The organism is Amphibacillus sediminis NBRC 103570 (assembly GCF_001552275.1).
GTDB lineage: Bacteria > Bacillota > Bacilli > Bacillales > Amphibacillaceae > Amphibacillus_B > Amphibacillus_B sediminis.
On sequence record NZ_BCQW01000001.1, the window covers coordinates 191,730 to 204,360 of the forward strand.

The following is a 12,631-nucleotide window of genomic DNA, read 5'->3' on the forward strand; positions in this document are numbered from 1 at the left end:
TTAGTCCTCCTCAACTTCAAATGGTTCAACTGAACCATTTTTGTCGACTATATTGGCTACTTGTTTTTCTACATCGGTCAACTTATCACTACACCATTTTGATAATTCCATTCCCTTCTGATAATAGGCAATGGCTTGATCAAGTGGCACATCAGCTGCTTCTAATTTTTCAACGATTGATTCTAATTCAGTTATTGCCTGTTCAAATGTACGTTTATTGTTTGTCATTGTGATCCTCCTCAATTCCCCATACCTGACAATCAAGATGTCCATCGCCAAGTTGAACAGTAAGCTGTTCGCCAGGCTCTACATCCCTCACTGATTTGATCAGCTGTCCGGTTGATGAATAACTTATTGAATAACCACGCTTCATCGTCGCCAATGGACTTAATACATGTAATTTATCAATCAGTGCTTCAAATTGATTCAGCTTAACCTGTAAAAGTCGGTTATAGGCAGTGTTCAATGCTTTAGTTAGATATATTTTTTCTTTAGTCAGTGCATGAATCCTATGCTTGGGGTGTTGAAACAATAATGCTTTTGTGGATTGATTCAATCGATCATGGTATTGCTTTAAATTTGAGCGGGTTGAATGCTCAAGTCGCTCGAGCAAGCGATCAAGCTGTTGCTCTTTTTGAACAGCCAATTGCTTTGGATATTTAAAAGCATAGCTAGCTTGCAACCGTTGCAATTGTCCGCGATTATTCTCGACTTTCTGATTGAGTGAATTTGTAAGCTGTCTGGTTAAAGCTCTAACTTGATTGACAAGTTCCAATTTTGATGGAACAGCAAGCTCAGCAGCAGCAGTAGGAGTAGCAGCCCTTAAATCTGCAACTAAGTCAGCTATAGTAAAATCTGTTTCATGACCAACTGCAGAAATAATCGGAATGCGCGAGGCGACCATTGCACGTGCAACGACTTCCTCATTGAACGCCCATAGTTCTTCAATCGACCCGCCACCTCGTCCAACAATTAATGTATCAATGGTTCGATCAGTATTGGCCTGTTCGATAGCTGATTTAATGGTGTCTTTAGCTGTTCTTCCTTGGACAAGCACTGGAAATATTGATATTTTCACACTAGGCAATCGTCGCCTAATTGTTGTTAGCATATCTTGAATTGCAGCACCAGTGGTGGATGTGATTAGACCAATATGGCTTGGAAATAAAGGAATGCTTTTTTTCCGAACCTCTGCAAATAGACCTTCTTGATCCAGCTTATCCTTTAATTGTTGGTAAGCTAAATGAAGTGCACCTAGTCCATCTGGATGCATCTCTTGCACATAAAACTGATATTGACCTTGAGGCTCGTACACATTCACGTCCCCTCTAACAATAACGTGCATGCCATTCTCTGGCGTGAATTTTAAATATTGATTATATCCAGCAAACATTACCGATAAAATTCGGGCTTGGTCATCTTTTAAAGTGAAATACATATGTCCTCGGCTGTGATGTTTAAAATTAGAGATCTCAGCCTTTATCCAAACATTTTTCATATGTGAATCACTCTCGAATTTATGCTTAATATACTTGGTTAATGCAGTTACAGTTAAATACTTGTCTGGCAAATAGAATCACCCTATTTTGCTGCTTCACGCGCAGCTTGAATTGTGTTTTTCATAAGCATCGTAATAGTCATTGGCCCAACCCCTTTAGGAACTGGAGTTAAATAGGCAGCTTTTTCCTTGACTTCATCAAAAAGTACATCGCCTGTTAATGAGCCATCTGCAATACGATTAACTCCCACATCAATTACCACTGCTCCTGGCTTGATATGATCACCTTTAACAAAATGCGCCCTTCCAACCGCAACAATTAAAATATCTGCCATCGAAATGAATGTTTCAATATCTTTTGTTTTGGAGTGACAATATGTAACCGTTGCATCTTCGTTTAAAAGTAACTGGCCCACAGGCTTACCAACAATATGACTACGACCAATAATTACAGCATGCTTTCCTTTAAGTTCAATGTTTTTCGACTTAAGCATCGTTAAAATCCCATATGGCGTACATGGTAAAAAAGTCTTTTGTTGTGTTAGCATCTTTCCAATATTAATGGGATGAAAGCCATCGACATCCTTATCTGGATGGATCGCTTCAATAACAGACTGTTCATTAATTTGATCAGGTAATGGAAGTTGAACCAAAATTCCATTTACTTCCTCATTATGGTTCAATTGATCAATTAACGCTAATAATTCAGCCTGGGTCGTTTGACTAGGTAAAGCAATGAGTTCTGATTCAATGCCTATAAAATCTGCCGCTTTTTGCTTGCCAGCTACATATGATTTAGAAGCAGGATCGTCACCAATTAGAACCACCACAAGTTTTGGAACGATTCCATTTTGTCTTAACGTTTTAACTTCTTCTTTCATTTCCTGACGTATGGTTTTTGCTAGCTCGCTGCCGTAAATGATTTCAGCACTCATTATACTCATCCCCTTTATTTATTTATCATTTTTGATAAAACCCCATTAATAAACTTACCTGATTTCTCATCACCATATATATGAGCAAGCTCTACTGCCTCATTAATTGCTACACCCGTTGGAGTTTTTAATTGATAAAACATTTCATAGGTAGCAATTCGCAATAAGGTCTTCTCAACTGAGGCAATGCGATTTATTGACCAATTCTCTAAATGTTTCGCAATAAATTGGTCAATCGCTTCTTTCTCCTCTACAACACCATTGATAAGTGTGATAAAGAAATCGTTTGGTTGTGCGTCTTCTAAGCTGACCTCAATGGCCTCATCGGGGTTAAAATCCTCATTATCAAGTGAAAAAAGCACTTGAAAGGCTTTTTCTCTTGCTTGTCTACGATTCATGACTATTCTCCTTGTTCTTTTGCTCTAACGTGACTTTAGATAAAAGTCATTACTATCATAACTAATCTTTGATCAAAAAGCTACAATGATTAAATTAAAGTTAAGCAAATCTGTATAAAGTGAAACTTCGTTCAGTGGAGGGTTCGACGCATAGGATGTGCTCGTGCAGACGTTGCGACACAACGTCGCGAACTTAGTCAGCTCCCTCTCTCCCCTACTGAACGTTAGTTGAAGCAATCGGGTCGCCAGTTACACTGCGATAAATGGGAAAAGACCCTATTTCTAGGGCCTTTGTTTCTTGCTGGTTTAAGCGCGATCATCATCTGCTTGACCGTCTTTATCCATTTGTACACCTACAACGTGAACATTAATTTCTTCAATCTCTAGAGCAGTCATATTCTTAAGCGTTTGTCTAATATTCTCTTGAACTTTTTGGGCAACAACAGGAATGGCGACACCATAGTCAAAGACAACAAAAACATCGATAACAACACCAGCTTCTGTTAACTCGACCTTAATTCCCTTACCGTAAGCCTTAAGACCGAAACGTTCTGCTACACCTGTAGCGAAGTTCCCACGAGTTGCATGTACTCCTTTGATCTCAGTTGTAGCAATCCCAGCAATGACTTCAATAACTACTGGTGCAATTTCTACTTTTCCAAGACTTGAATTTTCATTTAAAATAACTTGTTCACTCACCGTGATCCACTCCTTTTAGAGTAATCAAACTGTTCTACTGTCCTGCTTCATGTTCAGCCATAATTGGATATAATTCAAGAAACTTTGTGTTAAAGTCTCCAGATTTAAAAACGGAATGGTTCATTACCTTTTCATGAAATGGAATGGTAGTTGAGACTCCCTCGATGAAAAATTCACTTAGGGCGCGCTTCATACGTTCAATAGCCTCATCCCGTGTTTGACCATAAGTAATGAGCTTGGCAATCATTGAATCATAATAAGGAGGAATGCGATAGCCTGGATACGCTGCAGAGTCAACCCTCACACCATATCCCCCTGGCGGTAAGTACATATCGATCACACCTGGGGTCGGCATAAAGTTCCTAGCTGGATCTTCTGCATTTATCCGACATTCTATCGCCCAGCCATTAAAGCGAACATCTTGCTGTTGAATTTCCAAATGTAGGCCACTTGCTACTTTAATCTGTTCTTTTATTAGATCTACACCCGTAACCATTTCAGTAACAGGATGCTCGACCTGAATCCGCGTGTTCATCTCCATAAAATAGAATTTTTGGTCTTTTTTATCAAAAATAAATTCAATTGTTCCAGCACCAGAGTAGTTAACAGCTTTTGCTGCCTGTACAGCAGCATGACCCATTCTCTCTCTTATTACTTCATTAATTGCAGGCGATGGCGTCTCCTCAATTAATTTTTGTAGTCGACGTTGAACAGAACAGTCCCTTTCACCTAAGTGTATCACATTTCCAAAGTTATCTGCTAGTACTTGTATTTCAACATGTGAAAAATCTTCAATAAATTTTTCAATATAGACACCCGGATTACCAAACGACCTTTCCGCCTCTTGCTGGGTGACTTGAAGTGCCTGTAATAAATCATCTTCAGTTCTAACAACCCGAATACCTTTTCCACCGCCACCAGCAGTTGCTTTAATAATAATCGGATAACCGATTGACTTAGCTAACTCGATCGCTTGCTCCTCAGATTCGATAAGACCATCAGAACCAGGGACAATAGGTACTCCAGCTTTTTTCATTGTTTCTCTGGCAACATCCTTTGCTCCCATATTTTGAATCGCGTACACACTTGGTCCAATAAAGGTAATATGGCATTTTGCGCAAAGCTCTGCAAAATCCGCGTTTTCCGATAAAAAGCCATATCCAGGGTGAATAGCATCAACCTCAGTTAAATTAGCCACACTCATAATTGGTGTAAAATTCAAATAACTCTCTGAACTATTAGCCGGTCCAATGCAATATGCCTCGTCGGCCAATTGAACATGCAGCGCATCACGGTCTGCTTCTGAATACACAGCCACTGTATGTATACCTAATTCTTTACAAGCTCGAATAATGCGAACAGCTATCTCCCCTCGATTTGCCACTAAAACTTTTTTAAACATGTTCGCATCCCCCTAGTTTAGTTTTACCCCAAATAATGGTTGACCATACTCAACCAGTTCGCCGTTTTCGGCAAGGATCTCAACAATTTCACCGTCTACTTCTGCTTCAATTTCATTAAATAACTTCATGGCTTCAACAATACATACAATTGACTTTTTCGATACTTTATCGCCTACCTGAACATAGGGATCACTATCAGGTGAAGAAGATAAATAAAAGGTTCCAACCATTGGAGACGTAATTTGGTAATCAAAAGTCGGTTTAGTAGTCTCTTGTTCCATTGCTTTAGGCGATTCACTAGGTTGATTAGCAGGACTGATTGTTACCGTTTGAGGGACAGATTCAACCACTGTAGTATTTTCTTTACTTTTTTTCAGCTTTAATTTTAATCCGTCATACTCATATACTAGCTCATCAAGCGAAGATTCATCTAATGACTTTATCAAAGTTTGAATTTCATTTATGTTTAGCATAAAACATACACTCCTTATTGATTAAAAATAGGATAATAGAGACTAATTATTAATAACAGGTACTAATGCTTACTAATAATTCTATTAGAAATTGAGTGAAACTTCAACTATAAGATTATCTTGAACACTCTAAAAACATTAGCACGGCTTTACACACCTTTAGTATGTCTTAATTTAGAGACCTATGCAAGTTAGCCAATCTTACCGACATTCTTTTACTTCAAATGAAGGAAAGCTCGTTTTCACTATCAGAAAATGCAAACAGAATAATTATCAATTGTTTAATACTCTAAAGCATTCGAGCACTAAGGACTTAGTGAGGCTTATATTCAAGCATTTCCATCAACGTCCTGCTACCAAAACAGAACAGGACAAGCTAAGCTTGCCCTGTTCCAAAATTTTTATCCAATTACTATTCATTGCTATTTCCTTATTGTTGTGATCACCGTTGCTAATTGCTGTGTTTTTGCGTTTTAACCCTTTTTCCGATCGATTGCTTCTTTAAGTCTTATGGACATTAATTTTATCGCAGTGTAACTGGCTGGGGCTGCAATTACTCGCCTCATCGAAGGGCTTTTGTGAGACTCCACTACAAGAAATAAGGGTACACGTCATGTCTAAGTGGGAGATCCAACAGCCAGTAACGGCCCGATTAGTTCAACTAACGTTCCGTGGGGAGTGAGGAAGCTGACTAAGTTCGCGACGTGCCGCAACGTCTGCACGAGCATATCCTATACGTCGAATCCCCACTGAACGAAGTTTCACTTTGCCCTTTTTTATGCTAATGTTAATATTTTAGCTATTAGCAGGTTGAAATTTAACTTCAACTTGCATCGGGCCAAACTCATCATAAACCGTTCTCATAATCTGATTAGCTTCTGTATCGGAAAGTTCGTCAGTTTTAATGGTCACAACAATATTCTCATCCATTGAGCGTACAAGTACATCAGTGTAGCCATATTCAGACTTAAGTGTTTCTTCCACAATTAGCTCTTTTGTCGACAATTGGTCAATCTTTTTCATTTCATCATAAGCATCATTTTTTTCTTCGGCTGATGCCGAGCCTGAAGCCATAATTGATTCTAATTGCTCTAAACGGCTGCTTCTTGATTGTGCTAACTCCATACGTATTAATGTAAATAGTTCATCGTCTGATGATATAGTAGAAATTGTTGATTCTTCTTCTAAGTCCATCTCATTTTGCTGATTTTGTTGCTCATTCATCACAGCACTATTGTCCTCATCTGATGTTAAAGTTGTTTCTTTCTCATCATCCTCTTGAAAAATAAATGCAAAATCTTCCTCAGTCGGTGAGTTCATGTAATAAACACTTAAAACGATCATTAAACTTAACAATGTTAACAGCCATACGGTTTGTTTTTTTAGCATTTTATTCCTCTCCTTTACTTCTTGGCATAATTGATATTCGATGTGGTGGAACATCTAACACTCTTGAAACAGCTTCAGATACCCATTGTTTCGCTTGCATTTGCTCAACGCCATTAGCAACTACTAGCACACCACGGACTGTTGGTTTTTTACTTTGAACGATTAAAGGGATTTCCTGATCACCTTGTCTTATAATCACCACTTGCTGTTCTTCGGTTAGATCATCAATATTTCGTGTCCCGCCACCTTGGTCATTTTCTACAGTTGTTTGCGTTCCAATAATTAAGTTTTTCTCAAAAACTTGTTCACCAGTTGCATCTAAATTAACCATCACTTCCACATCGGTAACACCGGCAATTTTTTCTAACATATCTTTTAGATCCGCTTGATACGAAGCCTCTAATTCTGCCAACGGATCTTCAGTATCTTTGGACATAAAAACTTCCGTATTATCACCACCACTATCACGTTGTTCATCTGTAGACTGTTTTGGATCGTCTGCTTGAAACCATTGACTTAATAGAAGTAATACAACCCCAGTACAAGCTAGGATAATTAAATAACCTGGTTTACTTAACTTCTGTTTACCCTCATTTTTTTGTTGGAGCCACTCTATTAATTTCTTAATTGGATTGTCCAAAATCTACCCCCCCTCCCAGTACAACTTGATCTGCGTTTGATTGATATCCAAACGATTACTTAACCAGCTAAGAAGCACTGGATGGTCTTGTTCAAACTCGACATCTGTCCTATTCACTTCTTGTTCAGTATCAATGATGATCGGACTAACATATCCAATCGTTTCACCCGCTTTATCTAGATGGATATGGACTGTTATATCCTCTATTGCAGGTTCAACCGATAAATCCTCATTCTCAGAATAGGGTGTGTCCACTTCTAAATGGGTGATACGATAATTAAATGTATGATTAAATTCCTCCTCTACTTCTTGTTTTAACTGGTTAGCTAGCTCTTCTATAACATATGCATGACTAGAGGCTTGTATTTCTTTTTTTTGAATGTTAATATCCTTATTCATAGTAGAGGTATCTGGATCATTAAAGAGCTGGTCCATTAGTTGATCAGACTGCTGGCTAATATCAATGTTGAAAATAGATAAAATAGGTTGAATAAAAAATAAAACAAAAATGAGTGAAAGGCTAAACTGAGCATATTTTTTCATATGACGATCTGGTAGTAGCATAAGTACAATCATCATAATAAGAACAAGAACGATAAGTTGACTAATCCAGTTTGCTAACAAGCTCATCTCAGTTTCACTCCTATCTAATCATTAACGTGATATTACTTGCGACAAGCAGAATAACGATCGTCATCATGAACATAAAAGAGACAACAAATAGACAAGCCAGCAGATAAAAAATGTGCTTAGAAATAATCGTTAAGCATTTAACAAGCTGACTCTCTCCTATTGGTTGAAGAATGGCCGCAGCAAGCTTATAAGCTAAACCGACTATTCCGACTTTAATTATTGGCCAGCTAATCATTAGCAACAAAGTAACCAGTCCAAAGATGCCAATTCCATTTTTTAATACATGTGTCGCGGCAAAAATCGTATCTGTTGCGTCAGAAAACATTCGCCCTACAACTGGAATGAAATTATTGGAAACAAATTTAGTGGTTTTTATCGCTAACCCATCTTGTATCGCTGTCACAGCTCCTTGAGCAGATAGAACAGTTAAAAAAACAGTTAAACAAACCGTTAATAATCCTAAGCCAACTTGTCTCAATAAATCAGCAAGCTTGGTTAATTGAAAGGCTTTATTCATTGAGCTTACAAGATGAAGGATAAGTGAAAAGAATATCAATGATAAAATAACCTTTTCAGTTAAAAAAACAGTGATGTGTAAAAATGAAATAATAATAGGATGAAAAAAAGCAACGGAAACAATTCCCCCTACGCTAGCTAATAAGCTTAACTGTAGAGGCAATAGAGCAATGATGAAGCTGTGCATTTGTCCGATCGTTTGAATGACAAGTTCACTAATTGCTGTAAAGCTTTGGATAGCTAATGTTGTTAATACAAGCATTAAAACAAAACTGGCAATAGAATTGACAGTCTCTGTTTGAAAGGCTGATTGAATATTACGCAGAAGTGCAGAGATAATCGTTAATACAATGAGCTGTCCTAATAAACGTCCATTCGCAATGACTTCATAGCCTATTATGTTAAGAAAAGTTCGCAACACCTCTTTAATTGATAAGGATTGATTATTTGTAACAAGATCTTTTACGGTCAGGCGATCTATCTCTGGTAAATAATCTTGATAGTCATGTCGCATGTCTTGCCAATATGCTTCAACTTCACTAAGATCAATTCTATCCAGTAAATTTGGCGAGTTATCTTCTTGATCATCAATAGCGGATTGAGCATGAACAGCATCTTGAACAATGAAAACACATATAATGAAGCCAATAATTACTCTGGACAATAGCCGCATTTTGATCCTCCATTTGTCTCAGCTTGGGATAAAACGGATAATAGCCTCAATAACTGCTGTCAGGACTGGTACAGAGACAATTAAAATAAACACTTTACCGACTAATTCAATTTTGCTTGCAATTGCGGATAAACCTGCATCTCGAGTTAACTGAGCTCCTAATTCTGTTAGATAAGCGATCCCTATGATTTGAAACATGGTTTCCAGATGAACAATATCAAGCTGATATTGTCCAGCCATAGATTGAATCACATTGACAATTTCCTTTAATGGCTCTAATACAAAGAAGAATAATAAGCAGGTAGTAGCAATCATGATAACAAGTGCAATGGTAGGCTGATAGGATTTTAGCAATGTAATCAGCAGACTTGCGATAACACCAATTAGAATAATTTGAACGATTAACATCTTGCTTAACCTTGAAACAAAAAGACTGATTTTATTTGTTGAAATAAGTCTGCGATATTTTCCATCACTATCATTAATACAATGACAAAACCAATTAGGGTTATAAATTGTGCATATTCTTCTTTGCCCATTTGTTTTAAAATAGTATGAATCATTGCAACAACAATGCCTATTCCTGCAATTTGAAATAAAACTGAGGCATCATGATACATTTACCTAGCTCCTTTCTATATCAAAACTAATGCAATTAAAATGCCACTTAATACGCCAATACCACGATAAACTTTACTTAAAGCTAAATAGTTATCATGTGCCTCTGCCAATAATCTGTCTAAATGAACGAGCGTTAGTTGGATTTGTTTTTGCTGCTGATTGGTATCAAATTGCCCTAGCGTATTACCAAACTGCTGTAGAATATCTAATTCATGTTGCTCGAGTGCAGTGTATGATTTAAGCTGCTTAAGCTCTTGCGTCCAGAGTAAAGCCAAATCATCACTATCTGAGATTTTATTTGCAATTAAATTAAAAAAGTGTGCTAAAGGATTTGGTATTTGGTTTGATACATGCTGACAAACTGACCGAATCGTATGTTGACTGTAAATAATTTCGGCTTCCATGATTTGTAAGGCTGTTTTTAGTTGACGAAGCTGCTGCGGTCTTTTTTTTAACCGATCAGAGCGGTCAAAGCCGATTAACGTAGTGGCCGCTATTAAGAGCATTGCTCCAATCCAATTCATTCTTTTTCACCCACTCTTTCTCAACGATGTGTCCGTTTGAATCCAAAATAGTAGGAGTGCAGCTACGATCACGATTTAAAATTAGAAAGCGATCAAAATGTTGATCGTTTAGTATGGTTTGAAAGCTACGTCGCTTACTTAATTCTTGATAGCTGTAACTGTGAGCTGTGCATACAAGATTGACACCCGCCTTCGTTACTTCTTGAATAGCTTGTACATCTTGGACAGAGCCAATTTCATCAACGATGATAACATGTGGTGACATCGATCTAATCATCATCATCATCCCGTCTACCTTAGGACAACTATCCATAATATCTGTCCTGATCCCGACTTGATAGTGGGCTAGTCCATTGTGACAACCTGCTATTTCAGAACGCTCATCTATTAATCCTACTTTTACTGCTGGTACGTGCGCCCATCCATTTCCCATTAGACGCGCTATATCACGAAGTAAGGTTGTTTTCCCAGACTGTGGCGGACCAATAATCAGTGTATTTAAATAATGACCTTCTTTATAAATAAAAGGCATAAGCTTTGCTGCACTTCCAATCTGCTCATTCGCAATCCGAATATTGAAAGATGAAATCGATTGAATCTGAGTGATAGCTCCTGCATGGACGATAGCCCGTCCAGCCAAACCGACCCGGTGGCCACCTACTAATGTGATGAAGCCTTCTTTTAATTCTTGTTGATAGCGATAGCGAGAAAATTCGCTTAATTGATTAAGTAAAAATTCACCATCAGCTTCAGTAAAAATAACATGATCCAGTAGATCAAATCGATTGTGACTAATAAGCTCAAGTGGCCGGTTTATCCTTATTCGTATTTCTTCTAAGTGAGGCCATTTTTCATCAATTAAGGTTTTTAAAAGCTTACGATGATGGATCGGGAATAATGCTAGAATTTCTTCAGCTACCAAACTTGTCTCCCTCCCTACCTAATCATGATTAGTTCTAATATATGATAGAGTGACCTGAATATGACAGAACAATGATGATGTACCCTAACGAGACATCATTAGAAAATAAAAAATTGCGCTAGCCGTTGTTAAGTGACTTTATGCTTATTGAGAGCACTAACAAACCGAGAATTTATTTTATGTGCATGCATTAAGTTTTTAAAAAACAGGCAAACCTTAACTGTATCATTGCATGACATTTCTGGATGATTAAATATTGGGGAGTGAATGGCATTACTCATTTATGCTTAGGGTTTTTTCTAATTCACTAAAAAACCCTTACCATGGGCATTTGCCCAAATGATAAGGGAATCATTATCAAATGTACCTTGGTTGCGCCAGAATTTATCGAGCTTTGTTCGATAAAGTGAAACGTCGTTCAGTGGGGTTTCGACGCATAGAATGCTCTAGTGCAGACGTTGCGACACGAGACGAACTTAGTTAGCTTCCTCTCTCCCCACTGAACGTTAGTTGAACCAATCGGGCCGTTACTGGCTGATGGATCTCCCACTTAGACATGGGTGTTCCCTTATTTCTTGAAGTAGGAGGCTTACAAAAGTCCTTCGATGGGGCAAGTAATCGCAGCCCCAGCCAGTTACACTGCGATAAATTCAGCGGGCTAGGCATGTAAAAAAAAGAACCCATTATAAAATGGGTTCAGTTAATGGTAGACACTACGCACGTGAAACATATTTTCCATCGGAAGTACTAATAATTAAACGGTCTCCTGTATTGACAAAGAAAGGAACTTGAACAGTGAGTCCAGTCTCCATGACCGCTGGTTTAGAACCACCACTCGCCGTATCTCCTTTAATCCCTGGTTCAGTCTCGGTAACCTCTAACTCTACGTTATTTGGCAATGAGACTCCTAATGTTTCTCCTTGAAATGACATAATATTTACTTCCATATTCTCTTTTAGGAATTTAAGCTCGTACTCAATTTGAGCCGCAGAAAGTTCAGTTTGCTCGTAGCTTTCCATGTCCATAAAGGTATGCATATCTCCAGAGGCATAAAGGTATTGCATTTTACGATTATCAATATGCGCCTTAGCTACTTTCTCACCTGCTCGAAATGTTTTTTCCTGGATATTTCCATTTCTTAAATTACGTAGCTTTGAGCGCACAAATGCAGCACCTTTACCAGGCTTAACATGTTGAAATTCCAATACTTGCCAAATACCGTTATCTACTTCAATGGTTAAGCCTGTTTTAAAATCATTTACCGAAATCATTTTTTTTCCTCCCTAATCGACTTACTTTTTCTCTAT

General features: G+C 37.9%; 16 protein-coding genes. All 16 read right to left on the reverse strand.

The genetic code is table 11. From position 1 onward, the window contains the following. The 16 genes from xseB to efp all read right to left on the reverse strand — a co-directional run bounded on the left by xseB (nucleotide 1) and on the right by efp (nucleotide 12,595). Nucleotides 1-228, reverse strand: coding sequence for an exodeoxyribonuclease VII small subunit (gene xseB / locus ASE01S_RS00920; RefSeq protein ID WP_067836795.1), 228 nt, complete (start codon nucleotides 226-228; stop codon nucleotides 1-3). Then, on the reverse strand, nucleotides 215-1,570 hold the full coding sequence (xseA, locus tag ASE01S_RS00925; RefSeq protein ID WP_067836799.1) for an exodeoxyribonuclease VII large subunit: 1,356 nt from the start codon (nucleotides 1,568-1,570) through the stop codon (nucleotides 215-217). Before xseA ends, xseB begins: the two co-directional genes overlap by 14 nt. Before the next feature lie 11 nt (nucleotides 1,571-1,581). After that, the gene (folD, locus tag ASE01S_RS00930) at nucleotides 1,582-2,433 is read right to left on the reverse strand and encodes a bifunctional methylenetetrahydrofolate dehydrogenase/methenyltetrahydrofolate cyclohydrolase FolD (RefSeq protein WP_067836803.1); all 852 of its coding nucleotides are present in this window, start codon (nucleotides 2,431-2,433) and stop codon (nucleotides 1,582-1,584) included. 14 nt (nucleotides 2,434-2,447) lie between these two features. Further along, a complete protein-coding gene (nusB, locus tag ASE01S_RS00935) occupies nucleotides 2,448-2,831 on the reverse strand; it encodes a transcription antitermination factor NusB (RefSeq protein WP_067836806.1) in 384 nt (127 codons plus the stop codon). A gap of 306 nt (nucleotides 2,832-3,137) precedes the next feature. Further along, the gene (locus ASE01S_RS00940) at nucleotides 3,138-3,530 is read right to left on the reverse strand and encodes an Asp23/Gls24 family envelope stress response protein (protein ID WP_067836810.1); all 393 of its coding nucleotides are present in this window, start codon (nucleotides 3,528-3,530) and stop codon (nucleotides 3,138-3,140) included. A gap of 34 nt (nucleotides 3,531-3,564) precedes the next feature. Then, on the reverse strand, nucleotides 3,565-4,932 hold the full coding sequence (gene accC / locus ASE01S_RS00945) for an acetyl-CoA carboxylase biotin carboxylase subunit (RefSeq protein ID WP_067836813.1): 1,368 nt from the start codon (nucleotides 4,930-4,932) through the stop codon (nucleotides 3,565-3,567). Nucleotides 4,933-4,944: 12 nt separating this feature from the next. After that, complete coding sequence (accB, locus tag ASE01S_RS00950; RefSeq protein ID WP_067836816.1) at nucleotides 4,945-5,406, reverse strand: acetyl-CoA carboxylase biotin carboxyl carrier protein; 462 nt, start codon at nucleotides 5,404-5,406, stop codon at nucleotides 4,945-4,947. Between the two features lie 795 nt (nucleotides 5,407-6,201). Further along, a complete protein-coding gene (locus tag ASE01S_RS00955) occupies nucleotides 6,202-6,795 on the reverse strand; it encodes a SpoIIIAH-like family protein (RefSeq protein WP_067836820.1) in 594 nt (197 codons plus the stop codon). Between the two features lies 1 nt (nucleotide 6,796). Continuing rightward, on the reverse strand, nucleotides 6,797-7,435 hold the full coding sequence (gene spoIIIAG / locus ASE01S_RS00960) for a stage III sporulation protein AG (RefSeq protein WP_067836823.1): 639 nt from the start codon (nucleotides 7,433-7,435) through the stop codon (nucleotides 6,797-6,799). A gap of 3 nt (nucleotides 7,436-7,438) precedes the next feature. Then, nucleotides 7,439-8,065, reverse strand: coding sequence for a stage III sporulation protein AF (gene spoIIIAF / locus ASE01S_RS00965; protein WP_067836827.1), 627 nt, complete (start codon nucleotides 8,063-8,065; stop codon nucleotides 7,439-7,441). A 13-nt stretch (nucleotides 8,066-8,078) separates the two neighbouring features. Continuing rightward, on the reverse strand, nucleotides 8,079-9,257 hold the full coding sequence (gene spoIIIAE / locus ASE01S_RS00970; RefSeq protein WP_067836830.1) for a stage III sporulation protein AE: 1,179 nt from the start codon (nucleotides 9,255-9,257) through the stop codon (nucleotides 8,079-8,081). Between the two features lie 18 nt (nucleotides 9,258-9,275). Then, entirely contained in the window at nucleotides 9,276-9,665 is a 390-nt protein-coding gene (gene spoIIIAD / locus ASE01S_RS00975; protein ID WP_067836833.1) for a stage III sporulation protein AD, read from the reverse strand. Nucleotides 9,666-9,670: 5 nt separating this feature from the next. After that, nucleotides 9,671-9,877, reverse strand: a complete 207-nt coding sequence (gene spoIIIAC, locus ASE01S_RS00980) for a stage III sporulation protein AC (protein ID WP_067836835.1) — start codon at nucleotides 9,875-9,877, stop codon at nucleotides 9,671-9,673. Nucleotides 9,878-9,892: 15 nt separating this feature from the next. Next, nucleotides 9,893-10,402: a stage III sporulation protein SpoIIIAB gene (gene spoIIIAB / locus ASE01S_RS00985; protein ID WP_067836838.1), complete on the reverse strand. Its 510-nt coding sequence runs from the start codon at nucleotides 10,400-10,402 to the stop codon at nucleotides 9,893-9,895. Beyond that, nucleotides 10,347-11,324: a stage III sporulation protein AA gene (gene spoIIIAA / locus ASE01S_RS00990; RefSeq protein ID WP_067836842.1), complete on the reverse strand. Its 978-nt coding sequence runs from the start codon at nucleotides 11,322-11,324 to the stop codon at nucleotides 10,347-10,349. Before spoIIIAA ends, spoIIIAB begins: the two co-directional genes overlap by 56 nt. A 713-nt stretch (nucleotides 11,325-12,037) precedes the next feature. Continuing rightward, a complete protein-coding gene (gene efp / locus ASE01S_RS00995) occupies nucleotides 12,038-12,595 on the reverse strand; it encodes an elongation factor P (protein WP_067836845.1) in 558 nt (185 codons plus the stop codon). Nucleotides 12,596-12,631 lie beyond the last annotated feature (36 nt).